Below are 15,746 nucleotides of genomic sequence, written 5' to 3'. Positions count from 1 at the left end.
AGCGCCAGGCGTCATTTTCCATCTTTATTTCAGGAGCCGGCATGAGTCCAGCAGCCTCGCAACTGTTCCGCCAGCAGGCCTACATCGACGGCCAATGGCTGGAAGCACCCGATGGCGCCTGCCAGGAGATCTTCAATCCGGCCACTGGCGAGTTGATCGGCCGGGTGCCAAACCTGGGCGCCGAACAGGCCCGCCAGGCCATCGCCGCCGCCAACAAGGCCTGGCCGGCCTGGCGCGGGCTGATCGCCAAGGAGCGCAGCCAGATCCTCAAGCGTTGGCACGGGCTGATGCTTGAAAACGCCGATGCACTGGCAGAAATCCTCACCCTCGAACAAGGCAAGCCATTGACCGAAGCCAAGGGCGAAATCCTCTACGCCGCCAGCTTCATCGAATGGTTCGCCGAAGAAGCGAAACGTATCTACGGCGACACCATCCCCAGCCACAAAGGCGATGCCCGGATCGTGGTGAGCAAGGAGCCCATCGGTGTCGTCGCGGCCATCACCCCGTGGAACTTCCCGGCGGCGATGATCACTCGCAAGGCCGGCCCCGCCCTGGCCGCAGGCTGTCCCTGCATCGTCAAGCCCGCACCGGAAACGCCCTTCTCGGCCTTGGCCATGGCGGCCCTGGCGGAACAGGCCGGGATTCCAGCGGGGATCTTCAACGTGGTGACCGGCGACGCTGTGGCCATCGGCGGTGAACTGACAGGCAGCCCGTTGGTACGCAAGCTGTCGTTCACCGGCTCCACGGCCATTGGCAAATTGCTGATGGCCCAGTGCGCGCCAACCTTGAAGAAGGTCTCGCTGGAACTGGGCGGCAACGCCCCCTTCATCGTCTTCGACGATGCCGACCTGGAGCGCGCGGTGGAGGGTGCGCTGATCGCCAAGTTCCGCAATGCCGGACAGACCTGCGTCTGTGTCAATCGCTTCCTGGTGCAGGACGGCATTCATGATGCGTTTGTCACACGTCTGTCCGAGCGCGTGGTGCAATTGAAGGTCGGCAGCGGTTTCGAGGCCGGCGTCAGCCAGGGCCCGCTGATCAATGAGCGGGCCGTCGCCAAGGTCGAGGACCACGTGCAGGACGCCCTCGCCCACGGTGCCCGGTTGATCTGTGGCGGCGAGCGCCATGCCTTGGGGCACGGGTTCTTCCAGCCGACAGTACTGGTCGGCGTCACGACGCAGATGAAAGTCGCCCGGGAAGAAACGTTCGGCCCACTGGCGGCGGTCTTTCGCTTCGACGACGAGGCCCAGGCCGTGCAGATGGCCAACGACACCGATTCCGGGCTCGCCGCCTATTGCTACACCCGCGATCTGGGCCGGGCCTGGCGCATGAGCGAGGCGTTGGAATACGGCATGGTCGGCATCAACGAAGGGCTGATTTCAACCGAGGTGGCGCCGTTCGGCGGCGTCAAGACGTCGGGCCTGGGGCGCGAAGGCTCCAAGTATGGCATCGAGGACTACCTTGAACTCAAATACACCCTGATGGGCGGGCTCTGAGCCCCACGGGAGACAATCGAAATGAGCAACGAGAAATATGAAAAAGGCCTACAGATCCGCACCCAGGTGCTGGGCGAAGCCTATGTGAAACGCTCCATCGAAAACGCCGACGACTTCACCCGGCCATTGCAGGAGATGGTCACCGAATACTGTTGGGGTCACGTCTGGGGCCGTGAGGGTTTGTCGCTCAAGGAACGCAGCATGATAAACTTGGCCATGATTTCAGCCCTCAATCGACCTCACGAACTCAAGCTGCATGTACGCGGTGCCTTGCGCAACGGCCTGAGTCGTGAACAAATACGCGAAATCCTGCTTCAGGTCGGTATTTATTGCGGCGTACCCGCGGCCGTCGACAGTTTCCGGCTCGCCCGCGAAGCCTTCGCTGAAGCCGATGCCGAGGCCTCCAGTTAACCTTGGCTGTTTTCGCAAAGAGCACGTCATGGTGATCGACGTGCTCTTTTTGCATGGACAGCCACCTAAAGAGCAACGCCCATGAAACGCCTGCCACTCGACGACAGCTTCAAGGTCAATCGAAACCCCGTCACCCTGCGCGAGATCGTGCTGGATAAGCTGCGTAGCGCCATCATGAACTTCCAGCTCCTGCCGGGAGATCGTCTGGTCGAGCGCGACCTGTGCGATCGCCTGGGCGTGAGCCGCACGTCAGTGCGCGAAGCCTTGCGTCACCTGGAGTCCGAAGGCCTGGTGGAGTTCGCCGATGCCAAGGGCCCACGGGTAGCGATCATCACCCTGAGCGATGCCGGTGACATCTATGAGCTGCGTTGCGTGCTCGAAGGGCTGATCGTCCAGCTGTTCACCCTGCGCGCCAGCGCCAAGGACATCAAGGCCCTCGAAAAGGCCCTGAAGGAAAACCGCGAGGCCCTCAAGGACGGTGAGCTGCAACAGGTGCTGGATTCGGTGCAGGGTTTCTACGACGTGCTGCTCGAAGGCTCCGGCAACCATGTGGCCGCGACCCAACTGCGCCAGTTGCAGGCGCGCATCAGCTACCTGCGGGCCACTTCGGTGTCCCAGGAAAACCGCCGCGGCGCCAGCAACCAGGAAATGGAACGCATCGTCGAGGCCATCAAGAGTGGCGATCCGCTGGCCGCCCACCAGGCTTCGGTGGACCACGTACGAGCCGCGGCCAAGGTTGCGCTGGAGTACCTCAAGCGCAAGCAGGAAGAGACCGGCGCCATTCCAGAAATCACGGCCCCCATCGCCCTGAAAGAACCCCGTATAGGACACTGACATGTTCAGCCCGAGCTTTTGTCCAAAGTGTGGCGGCAGCGACCTGAGTCAACGCCTGCCGGCGGGCGATACCCATGAGCGGCTGATGTGTGGCGGTTGCGGCTACATCCACTACGTCAACCCGAAGATCATTGCCGGCTGCATCATCGAGCAGGACGGCAAATACCTGTTGTGCCAGCGCGCCATCCCCCCACGTCCAGGCACCTGGACCCTGCCGGCCGGATTCATGGAAGGCAACGAAACCACCGAGCAGGCGGCGCTGCGGGAAGTCTGGGAAGAAACCGGCGTACGCGCGGAGATCGTCTCGCCCTACTCGATCTTCAGCGTGCCGAAGATCAGCGAGGTGTACATCATCTTCCGTGCCATCGCGCTGGAGATCACCGGCCAGTTCGGCCCGGAAACCCTCGCCTGCCAGTTCTTCGCCCCGGAGGACATTCCCTGGGACAGCATCTACTACCCGGCCATCCGCCAGATCCTCGAACGTTACATCGAGGAGCGCCAGGCCGGGGTCTATGGCATCTACATCGGCAACGACGACAGCGGCAAAATCCACTTCATCCGCTGACCCCTTTGTGAGAGCGGGCTTGCCCGCGAAGACGCCAGGCCTGCCTGCATCCGCGTTGAATGTGCCACCGCTATCGCGAGCAGGCTCGCTCCCACAGGGTTCGATGCCGTACACAGACCCTGCGCACACCAAAAATCCATTGTGGGAGCGAGCCTGCTCGCGATGGCGGCCTATCATTCGACATTGCAGCGACTGGAGCACCGCTGTCGCGAGCAGGCTCGCTCCCACAAGTGAGTGACCCAACACCCGCGCTTACGGGGTCGGTACACCCTCGACGATGATCACTTCGGCCCGGGCCACATCCTTGCGGTGGTGCTTGGCCTCCTGGTATTGCGGCGAGTGATAACAGGCCAGCGCCTGCTCGTAGGAATCGAATTCGATCACCACGCTACGCTGCGGCGTGGCCCTGCCTTCCATCGCCTCGCTACGCCCGCCCCGGGCCAGCATCCGACCGCCGTACAAGGCAAATGCCGCCGGAGCCCGTTGGGTGTATTGGCTATATTGATCAGCGTCGGTGACATCCACATGAGCAATCCAGTACGCCTTCATAGTGACCTCTCGCGTTAATTTGTATTATGGTATACCACAAGCGGTTTCCATCATGCATCCCATCGAACAAGAGAGCCCTACATGGCCTTTAACAGTATTCAAGAAATCATCGAAGACTACCGCCAGGGCAAGATGGTGTTGCTGGTGGACGACGAAGACCGGGAAAACGAAGGCGACCTGCTGCTGGCCGCCGATTGCTGCAGCGCCCAAGCCATCAGTTTCATGGCCCGGGAAGCTCGCGGGTTGATCTGCCTGACCTTGACCGACGAACACTGCCAGCGCCTGGGACTGGAACAGATGGTGCCGAGCAATGGCAGCGTGTTCAGCACAGCGTTCACCGTGTCCATCGAGGCCGCCACCGGCGTGACCACCGGCATTTCTGCCGCCGACCGGGCGCGCACCGTGGCCGCGGCCGTCGCCGCCGATGCCGGTCCCAGCGATATCGTGCAGCCGGGGCATATCTTTCCGTTGCGCGCCCGGGAAGGTGGTGTCCTGACCCGTGCCGGGCATACCGAAGCCGGTTGCGACCTGGCGCGCCTGGCCGGATTCACACCGGCGTCGGTGATCGTCGAAGTGATGAACGATGACGGAACCATGGCCCGCCGCCCGGACCTGGAAGTGTTCGCCCGCAAACACGGGATCAAGATCGGCACCATCGCCGACCTGATCCATTATCGCCTGAGCACCGAACACACCGTGGTACGCATCGGTGAACGGGAACTGCCCACCGTGCACGGCACCTTCCGGCTGTTCACCTTTGAGGACCGCATCGAGGGCGGCGTACACATGGCGATGGTCATGGGCAACATTCGCCGGGAAGCGCCGACCCTGGTGCGGGTCCATGTCATCGACCCGCTACGGGACCTGGTGGGCGCCGAATACAACGGCCCGTCCAACTGGACACTCTGGGCGGCCCTGCAACGGGTCGCCGAAGAAGGTTGCGGCGTAGTGGTCGTGCTGGCCAACCACGAATCCTCCCAGGCACTGCTCGAGCGCGTGCCGCAACTCACCCAGCCACCACGCCAGTTCAGCCGCTCCCAATCGCGCATCTATTCGGAGGTCGGGACCGGGGCGCAGATCCTCCAGGACCTGGGCGTCGGCAAACTGCGCCACCTGGGACCGCCGCTCAAGTATGCCGGTTTGACGGGGTACGACCTGGAGGTGGTGGAGAGCATTCCGTTTACCGGATAACTCCGAGATCACACCGAAACCCTGTGGGAGCGAGCCTGCTCGCGATAGCGGTTGTTCAGTCACTGCAAAGCCGAATGTCAGGCAGCTATCGCGAGCAGGCTCGCTCCCACAGGGTCGGTGGCTGCCTCGGAAAAAATCAAAAGAAAAATCTGCCTTGGACAGATAGCCGGTACGGCAAAATGCTTGCAGAAAGTTTGGAATACCATAATATGATATTCCATAGACCGAACGTTTCAGCCAAGTGCGCGCGGAAGGGAAAGCACAGCCATCCGGCCCTTGGCCCGGTCCTGCAAAGCCAGATGGACCTACAGCTCCCGATAAGCGGGCACACACAAGCCCGCTCAATAAACACAACAATGAGGGCGTGAAAATGGTGTTGAAGAAAAGCGCAGTTGCCATTCTTTTTGCTGGCTTGCTAGGTATCACCAGCCAGTCGACGATGGCCGCCGAAAGCGTCAACTTCGTCAGCTGGGGTGGCACTACCCAGGATGCACAGAAACAGGCCTGGGCCGACCCGTTCAGCAAGAGCACCGGCATCACCGTGGTCCAGGATGGCCCGACCGACTACGGCAAACTCAAGGCCATGGTCGAGAGCGGCAACGTGCAGTGGGACGTGGTTGACGTCGAGGCTGACTTTGCCTTGCGCGCCGCCGCCGAAGGCCTGCTCGAACCCCTGGACTTCTCGGTCATCCAACGCGACAAGATCGATCCACGCTTCGTTTCCGACCACGGCGTAGGTTCTTTCTACTTCTCCTTCGTCCTCGGCTACAACGAGGGCAAGCTCGGTGCCGGCAGACCGCAGGACTGGTCCGCGCTGTTCGACACCAAGACCTACCCTGGCAAACGCGCCCTGTACAAATGGCCGAGCCCTGGCGTATTGGAACTGGCCCTGCTGGCTGACGGCGTTCCCCAAGACAAGCTCTATCCCCTGGACCTGGATCGCGCCTTCAAGAAACTCGACACCATCAAGAAAGACATCGTCTGGTGGGGCGGCGGCGCCCAGTCCCAGCAACTGCTTGCATCCGGTGAAGCCAGCCTCGGCCAGTTCTGGAACGGCCGGATTTATGCACTGCAACAGGACGGCGCGCCGGTGGGCGTGAGCTGGAAGCAGAACCTGGTCATGGCCGACATCCTGGTCGTGCCGAAGGGCTCGAAGAACAAGGCCGCCGCCATGAAGTTCCTGGCCAACTCCAGCAGTGCCAAGGGCCAGGCCGACTTCTCCAACCTGACCGCTTATGCGCCGGTCAACGTCGATAGCGTCGCGCGCCTGGATTCGGTGCTCGCTCCCAACCTGCCGACCGCCTACGCCAAGGATCAGATCACGCTCGATTTCGCGTACTGGGCCAAGAACGGTCAGGACATCGCGACACGGTGGAACGAATGGCTGGTCAAATGAAAATGTCGGCAACGACAACCCAGCACACCGGGAGCGCCCCTGGCGCTGCCGGCGTGGCATCCGCCAAGGCAGCGACGGGTCCGTCGCTGGCCCAACGCTGGCGCGGGGCCGGTAACCTGGTTCCCGCCCTGCTGTTCCTTGGCCTGTTCTTCCTGGCGCCGCTGATCGGCCTGCTGTTGCGTGGCGTGCTGGAGCCGGTGCCCGGGCTGGGCAATTACGAGCAACTGTTCGCCAACTCGGCCTATACCCGAGTGCTGCTCAACACCTTTTCGGTGGCCGGCCTGGTGACGTTGTTCAGCCTGCTGCTGGGCTTTCCCCTGGCCTGGGCCATCACTCTGGTGCCCCGTGGCTGGGGTCGCTGGATCCTGAACATCGTGCTGCTGTCGATGTGGACCAGCCTGCTGGCCCGCACCTATTCCTGGCTCGTGCTGTTGCAAGCCTCCGGGGTGATCAACAAGGCGCTGATGGCCCTGGGGATCATCGACCAGCCGCTGGAGATGGTGCACAACCTCACCGGCGTGGTGATCGGCATGAGCTACATCATGATCCCGTTCATCGTCCTGCCGTTGCAGGCCACCATGCAGGCCATCGACCCGATGATCCTGCAGGCCGGCTCCATCTGCGGTGCCAGTCCCTGGACCAACTTCTTCCGGGTGTTCCTGCCACTGTGCCGGCCGGGGCTGTTTTCCGGCGGCCTGATGGTATTCGTGATGTCCCTGGGTTACTACGTCACCCCGGCGCTGCTCGGCGGTGCGCAGAACATGATGCTGCCGGAATTCATCATCCAGCAGGTGCAATCGTTCCTCAACTGGGGCCTGGCGAGCGCCGGTGCCGCGTTGCTGATCGTCATCACGCTGGTGCTGTTCTACTTCTACCTGAAGCTCCAGCCGGAATCCCCGGTTGGCGCCAGTAACGCGAGGTAAATCGTCATGCTCCTGACTCCCAATGCCATGAGCCGGCGCATGCGCTTCGGTCTGTACTTCACGACCGGGTTGATCGGGTTGTTCCTGCTGTTGCCGATCGTATTCATCGTGCTGCTGTCGTTTGGCTCATCCCAGTGGCTGGTCTTCCCGCCACCGGGCTGGACATTCAAATGGTACGGCCAGTTCTTCTCCAACCCCGACTGGATGAGCGCCGCGCTGGCCAGCCTCAAGGTCGCGGTACTGACCACCCTCTGCGCCGTCGCACTGGGCCTGCCCACCGCGTTTGCTCTGGTGCGTGGTCGGTTTCCGGGACGGGAAATGCTCTACGGCCTGTTCACCCTGCCGATGATCGTGCCGCTGGTGATCATCGCCGTGGCGGTGTACGCGCTGTTCCTCAAGCTGGGCTACACCGGCACGATGTTCGCGTTCGTGGTCAGCCATGTGATTGTCGCGTTGCCGTTCACCATCATCTCGATCATCAACTCGTTGAAGCTGTTCGACCAGTCCATCGAAGACGCCGCCGTGATCTGCGGCGCCTCGCGACTGCAAGCGGTGTTCAAGGTCACCTTCCCGGCCATCCGCCCGGGCATGATCGCCGGCGCCCTGTTCGCGTTCCTGGTGTCGTGGGACGAGGTGGTGCTGAGCGTGATGATGGCCAGCCCGACCCTGCAAACCCTGCCTGTAAAGATGTGGACCACCCTGCGCCAGGACCTGACGCCTGTGATCGCCGTCGCTTCGACGCTGCTGATCGGCCTCTCGGTGTTGGTGATGGTGATCGCCGCCGCCCTGCGCCGGCGCAATGAAATCAGCGCCTGAGCGCCTAGGAGAACACAATGAGTGCCGTCAAAGACCCTGCACAACAGAACAACAAGACCCTGGTCAGCCTGCGCAACCTGAACAAGCACTACGGCGACTTTGCCGCCGTCGACGATATCGCCCTGGAGATCCAGGACGGTGAGTTCCTGACCTTCCTCGGCTCCAGCGGCTCGGGCAAGAGCACCACCCTGTCGATGCTGGCCGGCTTTGAAACCCCCAGCAGCGGCGAGATCCTGGTGGACGGCAAATCCCTGGTCAACGTCCCGCCGCACAAGCGCGACATTGGCATGGTGTTCCAGCGCTACTCGCTGTTCCCGCATTTGTCAGTGCGCGACAACATCGCCTTCCCGCTGGCGATCCGCAAACTGGCGCCGGCCGAGCGCGACCGGCGGGTCGACGCGATGCTCAAGCTGGTGCAATTGGAGCAGTTTGCCCATCGCCGCCCTTCGCAACTCTCCGGCGGCCAGCAGCAACGGGTCGCCATCGCCCGGGCGCTGGTCTATGAACCACGCATCCTGCTGATGGACGAACCCCTTGGTGCCCTGGACAAAAAGCTCCGTGAAGACCTGCAGGATGAACTGCGCCAGTTGCACCGGCGTCTGGGCATCACCATCGTCTACGTGACCCACGACCAGGAAGAAGCCATGCGCCTGTCCCAGCGCATCGCCATTTTCAGCCACGGCAAGATCGTCGGCCTGGGTACCGGTTACGACCTCTACCAGAACCCGCCGAATGCCTTTGTCGCGTCATTCCTGGGCAACTCCAACTTCCTCAAGCTCAAGGCCCAGGGCAATGCGGTGGCGACCTTCGAAGGCCAGTCGCTGTCGATCCGCCTGACCGCCGGCCTGCAAACCGATCAGGACGTGTTGCTGATGGTACGCCCGGAAAAGGCCTTGGCCCTGAGCACCGAGCAGGCCGCCCAAGCGCCATTGGCAGCCGGCTGGAATGAAGTCTCGGCCAAGGTCGTCGAGGTGCTGTTCCTCGGCGAAAGCCAGACTTGCAGCGTGGTGACGTCCGGCGGCACCGCCATGACCGTCAAGGCCCTTTCCGCCGCCGGCATGCCACTCAAGGCTGGCGACCCGGTGCGGGTGCGCTGGGCCGCTGCCGATGCGTGTGTCTACACCCAATGGGCCGAGAGCGACCTGAACAAAGCCGCCGGTGCTCATTGATGAACACGAAGTCATTACCGCCTGCGTACGAGGACTGTTAAATGATTGATGCCAACGTTTACAAACAAGTCATGGGTTCGTTCCCGTCCGGCGTGACGGTCATCACCACCCTTGATGACGACGGGCAGATCGTCGGCCTCACCGCCAGCGCCTTCAGCTCGTTGTCGATGGACCCGGCCCTGGTGCTGTTCTGTCCCAACTACAGCTCCGATTCCTACCCGGTGCTGATCCGCAACAAGCGCTTCGCCATCCATTTGCTCTCCGGCGGGCAACAGAACGAAGCCTATGCCTTCGCCCGCAAAGGCAAGGACAAGGCTCAGGGCATCGAATGGACCCTGAGTGAGCTGGGCAACCCCTTGCTGAGCAACGCCACCGCCATCATCGAATGCGAACTGTGGCGCGAATACGAAGGCGGCGACCACGCCATCATGGTCGGCGCCGTGAAGAACCTGATCGTGCCGCAACACACCCAAGGCCCGCTGGTTTATTGCCACGGAAAGATGGGCGCCCTGCCCGTCCTCGCCTGAACCGATCGTCAATCATCAAGAGATAGCGCCATGAAATTTTCCCTGTTCGTACACATGGAGCGCTGGGACGAAAGCGTCAGCCATCGCCAGTTGTTCGAAGACCTCACCGAACTGACCCTGATGGCCGAGGCCGGTGGCTTCAGCACTGTCTGGATCGGCGAACACCACGCCATGGAATACACCATTTCGCCAAGCCCGATGCCGCTGCTGGCCTACCTGGCGGCCAAGACCACCACCATTCACCTGGGCGCCGGCACCATCATCGCGCCGTTCTGGCACCCGCTGCGGGCAGCCGGTGAATGTGCATTGCTGGACGTGATCAGCAACGGCCGCATGGAAGTCGGCCTGGCCCGTGGCGCTTACCAAGTGGAATTCGACCGCATGGCCGGCGGCATGCCAGCGGCCTCCGGCGGCCAGGCACTGCGGGAAATGGTTCCGGCGATACGGGCACTGTGGCAAGGCGACTACGCCCATGACGGCGACATCTGGAAATTCCCGACCTCCACCAGCGTGCCCAAGCCGATCCAGAAGCCGAACCCGCCCATGTGGATCGCTGCCCGCGACCCGGACTCACACAACTTCGCCGTCGCCAACGGCTGTAACGTCATGGTGACGCCGTTGATGAAGGGTGACGAAGAAGTCCTCGACCTGAAGAACAAATTCCAGGCAGCCCTGGACAACAACCCCGATGTGCCGCGCCCGCAATTGATGGTGCTGCGTCACACCCATGTGCACTCGGAGGATAATCCCGATGGCTGGAAAGTCGGAGCCAAGGCCATCGCGAAGTTCTACCGCACTTTCGACGCCTGGTTCGGTAACAAGGAAACCCCGGTCAATGGCTTCCTGGCGCCAAGCCCGGAAGAGAAATTCGCCGGCCGCCCGGAATTCGAACTGGAGAGCCTGCACAAGACCGCCATGATCGGTACTCCGGAAGAAATCATTCCCCGCATCAAGTACTACCAGGCACTGGGCGTCGACGAGTTCAGCTTCTGGTGCGATAACAGCCTGCCCCATGCGGAGAAGAAGAAATCCCTGGAGCTGTTCATCAAGCACGTGGTGCCGGCGTTTCGGTAATTGTTCCGGCTAGTCAGACCGCTATCGCGAGCAGGCTCGCTCCCACATGGGGCGCAGGTGTGCACTTATTCTGTATTCACCCTAACTTCCCTGTGGGAGCGAGCCTGCTCGCGAAGGCGGCCTGAAGGAAAAGATGCTCCATGAAAATGCCCGGACTTGAAGGTCCGGGCATTTTCTGTTTCAAGGATCAGAAGGTCACGCTGGCACTCAGGCGCGCGGTACGCGGTTCCCCGACGGCAACCTGCAATTGGCTGCCGGTGGAGGACGGGTAGTACTGCTTGTCGAACAGGTTGTCCACGTTCAGTTGCAGCGACGTCTTGTACCCGAATACCGGCGACTCCCAGCGCAGGAAGGCATCGGCGACGGTGTAGCTGCTCAACCAGAAATCGTTGGCATTGTTGGCCGCGCGCTCGCCGACGTAGCGAGCGCCGCCACCGGCGTGCCAGGCGCCGAATTCGGCCGGGACGTTCAAGTGGTGGGTCAGGTACAGGCTGGCGGTGTGCTTCGGGGCGTCCCCCAGGCGATGGCCTTCGTCGTCCGGGTCGTCGAGGATTTCCGTGTGGGTGTAGGCGTAGGTGCCGATCAGGTCCCAGCGTTCGGACAGGCGCCCGGTAATGTCCAGTTCCAGCCCTTGGGAGCCGACTTTGCCAGCCGCTTCCGCCAGGGTCACGCCGCCGACCGTGGAGGACGTCACGACGTTTTTCTTCAAGATATCGAACAGCGCGAGGTTGATGTTCAAGCCCGGCAGCGGATCATACTTGGCCCCCACTTCGTAGCTGCGCCCCTCCTCCGGATCGAAGGTATTACCGGCATCGTCAACGGTGTCATTCGGCTTGAACGAGCGGCTGTAGTTACCGTACAGCGACAACGTGTCGGTGGCTTTGTAGACAAGACCAAGGAACGGCACGAAGGCATCGCCGTTGTCATCGCGATTCACTCTGTAACTGTTGCCCAGTCCTTGATCGCCGTACTGGTCGTAATGTTGGTAGCGCCCCCCAAAGACCAGGATCCAACGGTCATCGAGGTGCCAGTTGTCCTTCAAGTACAGGGAGCTGGAAGTCAATTCGTTGCGCAAATCGCTTTGGGCGGCACTGACCAGGCTAGGCTCGGGCAAGTTGCCATAGACCGGTGAAGTGATATCGAAACCACCGCGTACCGCGTTGCGGTAGGTCTTCCCGCGATACTGATCGGATACCTGGTTATCAGCACCGATCAACAGATCGTGACGCTGACCAAGCAGCTCTTGTTTGCCGATGAAATCCCAACTCGCATAACGGGTTTCATCATCGTAATGGGCACCGTTGGCTGCCCGACGCAACGTATTGCCTGTCAACGTATTGGGCTGCGCAATCGAAAGACTGTACCGATCATTGTTCCAGCCATAAGTCACGCGAGTCTTCCACGCCTCGCTCAGCTCATACTCGAAACGTGCCGTCGCCGTCTCGCGAATCCCCACGCTCTTGGCCCAGCGCTCGTCGAGGCGCTTGTCATAATCGATATCCGCCGGATGCCCATCGGTGAACACCGTCCCACGGTCGAACGGGTTGGAATATTCGTTGTACTCATAGCTCAGGTTTAACGAAGCCCGCTCACCGGTCCAGGCCAGGGACGGCGCAACCAGCGTACTTTCATTCACGCCGTAGTTGCGCCAGTAATCTTCATGACCACGCTCGGCAATCAGCCGATACGCCAGCCCGGTATCGCCCAGCGGCCCGGTGGTGTCCACCGCCATGGTGCCGCCGCCTTCGCTATAGGCCGAGCCGCTTAGCGTGGTGCTTTGGGTGTATTCGGGCTTTTTGCTGATGACGTTGATCAAACCGCCAGGCTCCAGCGCGCCGTACAGCATCGAGGCCGGGCCCTTGAGCACTTCGACCCGCTCGGTGGTGGCGCTGAAGTTGTGCCCCAGGTTCGAACGCACGCCGTCGCGCAGGATCGAGCCATCGTCGTTGGTGCCGAAACCACGCTTGATCAGCGAGTCCCGCGAACCGCCCAAGGTATTGCCCTGGCTGACGCCGCTGACGAACTTCATCGCGTCGTCCAGCGAGCGCACCTGATAATCGTCCAGCGTTTGCTGGGTCACCACATTGATCGATTGTGCCTCTTCCTTGATCGGTACGTCGCTTTTGCTCGCCGTGCTGGCCTGCGACGCCGTGTAGCCCTCATCTTGAGTGATGCGGCTGCCCTGGATGTCCGTGGTGGGCAGTTCGAGTACGTCCTGGGCCCACAGCGGGCTTGCGATGAAACAGCAGGACAAAGTCGGCAATACACACTTGATGAAGACGTTGCGATTCGCGGGAGGGGTGGAACGATTCAAGACGCGGCACTCACAGGGAACGTTAATGCGAGCGAATATACTTTGAGAATGATTCCCAGTAAATACTTTCTATGGACCTCATAACCACGCCCGCCCCCTGTGGGAGCGAGCCTGCTCGCGATAGCGGTGTATCAGTCACCGCCTGCCTGGATGGGAGACCTTCATCGCGAGCAGGCTCGCTCCCACAAATCCTCCGCACATCAAACACACGAGGTGGCCAAAGCGATATCAAAACGCCCTAACTCGCTAAAGCTTTGGCCCTCGCGGTCGAATGTATTCCATTGAGAGGTTTTTTTGCCCAGGAGCTATGGCATGCAGACGTTGAAGGCTTTGTACGAGTCCATCGAAATGCAATTTTTCGATACGCTCACCAAGAAACTCTCAAGCCTTTTCCTGCTGGTCATCGTCAGCGGGTTGTTGTACTGGGTGGCCCTTAGCGCCCGTACCGACATCGTCGCGCAGTTGCGCAACGCGCAGCTCGACGCCGCCCTGCTGGGGCAGATCGAGGGCCGGCTCGACAGCCTGACCCAGGCCCTGCTGTTCGGTGCGCTCCTGACGCTGGGCATGATCAGCTTCATGGTCTGGTACTTTCGCCATCTCATCGTACGCCCCGTCACCGCCATGACCCGGGCGCTGGAGGAGATCGCCAACGGCGAAGGCGACCTGTCCAGGGACCTGCCGTTGGTGACCCATGACGAAATCCGCGTACTGGCCAGCACCTGCAACCGTTTCCTGGCCAAGCAGCGTGAAATCATCAGCAACGTCCAGGCGCTCACCGTGCACATCGCCGTGGAGTCGGCGCGCTCGCTCAAGAACATCAGCGACTCCAGCGACAGCGCCACCCACCAGGCACGCTTCGCCAAGGAAGTGATGGAGCAGAGCAACTCCGCCGTGGACCGTATCGAAGAAGTCTCGCGCCAGACCCAGGGCATCTCCAGCACCACCGCGCAGAACCTGAGCATGGCCCGCGATTCCTATGCCGAGCTGCTGGAAGTGACCGGCAACATCGGCGAAATCGCCGGCAGCCTCAATGAATTCGCCACCCTGGTGGGGGCCTTGAACCAACGTTCTTCGAGCATCAAGTCCATCGTCGGGCTGATCCAGCAGATCTCTGCCCAGACCAACCTGCTGGCCCTCAACGCCGCCATCGAAGCTGCCCGTGCCGGCGAGAGCGGCCGGGGTTTCGCCGTGGTGGCTGATGAAGTGCGAACCCTGGCGCAGAACGTCAGCCGGGCCACGGACGACATCTCACGCAACATCGACGCCATGCTCGAAGAAGTCGGTTCCACCCACGAACAGACCACCCAGATCAGCCACAGCGCCCGGGAAACCCAAAAAGTCGTTGAACGTGCCTCCGGCCATTTCGAGAGCATGATCGTTGATTTCGAATCCACCAACGGCAAGCTGGCCGACATCGCCGATCATATCCAGCAGTTCGCCGATGCCAACACCGGCATCAACGAACGGGTCACCCAGATCCACGCCGACAGCCAGTCGATCGACCAGCGCATGCAACATTCGGCGACCGCCACTCGTGACCTCTCCGGTGTTGCTGAACGGGTGCAAGCGTTGCTGGGCCGGTTCGTGCTCGGCCACGGCAAGCTGGATGCCGCCATCACCCGCGCCAGCGAGTGCCGCGACACGCTCCAGGTGCGCCTGGAGGCGCTGCAACGCGAGGGCCTCAACCTGTTCGACCAGAATTATCAGCTGGTCCCCGGCACCGATCCCAAGCAGTACATGACCGGCTACACCGAACGCTTTGCCCAGGTCTGCCAGGAAGCCTGCGATGCCCTCACCCGCAGCACACCGGGCGGCAAGGTCTCGTTTATCGTCGACGCCAAGGGCTACTGTCCGGTGAACAACAGTTGGGTCTCGAAGCCACCCACCGGCGACCGCGCCGTCGACCTGCCGGTGTGTCGCAATAAACGGATCTTCAACGACCCGATCGGCCTGCGCGCAGCGGGCAACGTCCAGCGCTTCCTGCTCCAGACCTACCTGCGCGACACCGGGGAAATCATGACCGAGATCGACGTACCGTTCTTCTTCGGCGGCCGCCATTGGGGCAATCTGCGGGTGGGGTTCGACGCGGCGGTGTTGCTGGCGGAGTGAGCGTGAGCCAGCAACAGACCTTGGTCGCGATAGCGGTGGATCAGTCGACACCTTCATCACTGACCCAACGCCATCGCGAGCAGGCTCGCTCCCACAGGGAATCGGTGGCGAATACACACCCTGAGCCCGCCCAAAAACAACTGTGGGAGCATGGCTTGCCCGCGATAGCGGTGGATCAGTTGACATCTTCATCACTGACCCGACGCCTTCGCGGGCAAGCCTTGCTCCCACAGGCTCACACAGGCTCGCTCCCACAGGGGGGTTACCTCAGGGCCGTCGGGTCAACAGCACTTCGGCCCACCCTTGCCACCGTAACGGGCCTCCTGGCGTTCGCGGAAGAACGCCTCGTAGTCCATCACCGGTTTGTCCGGGTGC

Annotated in this window: 15 protein-coding genes; 12 read left to right on the top strand and 3 right to left on the bottom strand. The window is 61.7% G+C overall.

From position 1 onward, the window contains the following. Positions 1-41: 41 nt before the first annotated feature. From FGE05_RS12505 to FGE05_RS12490, 4 genes are all read left to right on the top strand, one after another. Positions 42-1,493 carry an NAD-dependent succinate-semialdehyde dehydrogenase gene (locus FGE05_RS12505; protein WP_139645299.1) on the top strand — a complete coding sequence of 484 codons (1,452 nt, stop codon included), beginning with the start codon at positions 42-44 and terminating at the stop codon, positions 1,491-1,493. 21 nt (positions 1,494-1,514) lie between these two features. Then, positions 1,515-1,904, top strand: a complete 390-nt coding sequence (locus tag FGE05_RS12500) for a carboxymuconolactone decarboxylase family protein (protein ID WP_139645298.1) — start codon at positions 1,515-1,517, stop codon at positions 1,902-1,904. An 81-nt stretch (positions 1,905-1,985) separates the two neighbouring features. Further along, positions 1,986-2,738 (top strand): GntR family transcriptional regulator, encoded by a 753-nt coding sequence (locus tag FGE05_RS12495; RefSeq protein ID WP_139645296.1) that lies wholly within the window; start codon positions 1,986-1,988, stop codon positions 2,736-2,738. Position 2,739: 1 nt separating this feature from the next. Next, positions 2,740-3,303 carry an NUDIX hydrolase gene (locus FGE05_RS12490; protein ID WP_041022983.1) on the top strand — a complete coding sequence of 188 codons (564 nt, stop codon included), beginning with the start codon at positions 2,740-2,742 and terminating at the stop codon, positions 3,301-3,303. A gap of 252 nt (positions 3,304-3,555) precedes the next feature. On the opposite strand, the gene FGE05_RS12485 is transcribed toward FGE05_RS12490, so the two are convergent. Beyond that, positions 3,556-3,852 carry a DUF1330 domain-containing protein gene (locus tag FGE05_RS12485; protein ID WP_139645294.1) on the bottom strand — a complete coding sequence of 99 codons (297 nt, stop codon included), beginning with the start codon at positions 3,850-3,852 and terminating at the stop codon, positions 3,556-3,558. An 81-nt stretch (positions 3,853-3,933) separates the two neighbouring features. Between FGE05_RS12485 and ribBA the strand changes: the two genes are divergently transcribed. The 7 genes from ribBA to FGE05_RS12450 all read left to right on the top strand — a co-directional run bounded on the left by ribBA (position 3,934) and on the right by FGE05_RS12450 (position 10,948). Continuing rightward, the gene (ribBA, locus tag FGE05_RS12480; protein WP_139645292.1) at positions 3,934-5,043 is read left to right on the top strand and encodes a bifunctional 3,4-dihydroxy-2-butanone-4-phosphate synthase/GTP cyclohydrolase II; all 1,110 of its coding nucleotides are present in this window, start codon (positions 3,934-3,936) and stop codon (positions 5,041-5,043) included. 370 nt (positions 5,044-5,413) lie between these two features. After that, positions 5,414-6,439, top strand: a complete 1,026-nt coding sequence (locus FGE05_RS12475) for an ABC transporter substrate-binding protein (RefSeq protein WP_139645290.1) — start codon at positions 5,414-5,416, stop codon at positions 6,437-6,439. Next, positions 6,436-7,362, top strand: coding sequence for an ABC transporter permease (locus tag FGE05_RS12470; protein WP_139645702.1), 927 nt, complete (start codon positions 6,436-6,438; stop codon positions 7,360-7,362). The genes FGE05_RS12475 and FGE05_RS12470 overlap by 4 nt, the downstream gene beginning before the upstream one ends. Positions 7,363-7,368: 6 nt before the next feature. Continuing rightward, the gene (locus FGE05_RS12465; protein WP_139645288.1) at positions 7,369-8,178 is read left to right on the top strand and encodes an ABC transporter permease; all 810 of its coding nucleotides are present in this window, start codon (positions 7,369-7,371) and stop codon (positions 8,176-8,178) included. Positions 8,179-8,195: 17 nt separating this feature from the next. Next, entirely contained in the window at positions 8,196-9,347 is a 1,152-nt protein-coding gene (locus tag FGE05_RS12460; protein WP_139645286.1) for an ABC transporter ATP-binding protein, read from the top strand. A 41-nt stretch (positions 9,348-9,388) separates the two neighbouring features. Continuing rightward, positions 9,389-9,874 carry a flavin reductase family protein gene (locus tag FGE05_RS12455; protein ID WP_024780828.1) on the top strand — a complete coding sequence of 162 codons (486 nt, stop codon included), beginning with the start codon at positions 9,389-9,391 and terminating at the stop codon, positions 9,872-9,874. A 30-nt stretch (positions 9,875-9,904) separates the two neighbouring features. Continuing rightward, a complete protein-coding gene (locus tag FGE05_RS12450) occupies positions 9,905-10,948 on the top strand; it encodes an LLM class flavin-dependent oxidoreductase (protein WP_139645284.1) in 1,044 nt (347 codons plus the stop codon). A 187-nt stretch (positions 10,949-11,135) separates the two neighbouring features. On the opposite strand, the gene FGE05_RS12445 is transcribed toward FGE05_RS12450, so the two are convergent. Continuing rightward, positions 11,136-13,262 carry a TonB-dependent siderophore receptor gene (locus tag FGE05_RS12445; protein ID WP_139645282.1) on the bottom strand — a complete coding sequence of 709 codons (2,127 nt, stop codon included), beginning with the start codon at positions 13,260-13,262 and terminating at the stop codon, positions 11,136-11,138. Positions 13,263-13,574: 312 nt separating this feature from the next. On the opposite strand from FGE05_RS12445, the gene FGE05_RS12435 reads away from it, so the two are divergent. Continuing rightward, complete coding sequence (locus tag FGE05_RS12435; RefSeq protein WP_139645278.1) at positions 13,575-15,371, top strand: methyl-accepting chemotaxis protein; 1,797 nt, start codon at positions 13,575-13,577, stop codon at positions 15,369-15,371. Between the two features lie 281 nt (positions 15,372-15,652). Here the strand turns inward: FGE05_RS12435 and FGE05_RS12430 are convergent. Next, a partial coding sequence (locus FGE05_RS12430) for a CstA-like transporter-associated (seleno)protein (protein ID WP_139645275.1) occupies positions 15,653-15,746 on the bottom strand: 94 nt, incomplete at its 5' end.

Origin of the sequence: Pseudomonas sp. ICMP22404 (assembly GCF_006227205.1) — a bacterium.
In the GTDB taxonomy this organism is placed as follows: Bacteria; Pseudomonadota; Gammaproteobacteria; order Pseudomonadales; family Pseudomonadaceae; genus Aquipseudomonas.
This window is presented reverse-complemented; position numbering and strand designations above follow the sequence as displayed.

Excerpts from the sequence above, each read along its gene's own strand:
- FGE05_RS12505 (WP_139645299.1), top strand. The coding sequence starts at position 42 with ATGAGTCCAGCAGCCTCGCAACTGTTCCGCCAGCAGGCCTACATCGAC.
- FGE05_RS12500 (WP_139645298.1), top strand. The coding sequence starts at position 1,515 with ATGAGCAACGAGAAATATGAAAAAGGCCTACAGATCCGCACCCAGGTG.
- FGE05_RS12495 (WP_139645296.1), top strand. The coding sequence starts at position 1,986 with ATGAAACGCCTGCCACTCGACGACAGCTTCAAGGTCAATCGAAACCCC.
- FGE05_RS12490 (WP_041022983.1), top strand. The coding sequence starts at position 2,740 with ATGTTCAGCCCGAGCTTTTGTCCAAAGTGTGGCGGCAGCGACCTGAGT.
- FGE05_RS12485 (WP_139645294.1), bottom strand. The coding sequence starts at position 3,852 with ATGAAGGCGTACTGGATTGCTCATGTGGATGTCACCGACGCTGATCAA.
- ribBA (WP_139645292.1), top strand. The coding sequence starts at position 3,934 with ATGGCCTTTAACAGTATTCAAGAAATCATCGAAGACTACCGCCAGGGC.
- FGE05_RS12475 (WP_139645290.1), top strand. The coding sequence starts at position 5,414 with ATGGTGTTGAAGAAAAGCGCAGTTGCCATTCTTTTTGCTGGCTTGCTA.
- FGE05_RS12470 (WP_139645702.1), top strand. The coding sequence starts at position 6,436 with ATGAAAATGTCGGCAACGACAACCCAGCACACCGGGAGCGCCCCTGGC.
- FGE05_RS12465 (WP_139645288.1), top strand. The coding sequence starts at position 7,369 with ATGCTCCTGACTCCCAATGCCATGAGCCGGCGCATGCGCTTCGGTCTG.
- FGE05_RS12460 (WP_139645286.1), top strand. The coding sequence starts at position 8,196 with ATGAGTGCCGTCAAAGACCCTGCACAACAGAACAACAAGACCCTGGTC.
- FGE05_RS12455 (WP_024780828.1), top strand. The coding sequence starts at position 9,389 with ATGATTGATGCCAACGTTTACAAACAAGTCATGGGTTCGTTCCCGTCC.
- FGE05_RS12450 (WP_139645284.1), top strand. The coding sequence starts at position 9,905 with ATGAAATTTTCCCTGTTCGTACACATGGAGCGCTGGGACGAAAGCGTC.
- FGE05_RS12435 (WP_139645278.1), top strand. The coding sequence starts at position 13,575 with ATGCAGACGTTGAAGGCTTTGTACGAGTCCATCGAAATGCAATTTTTC.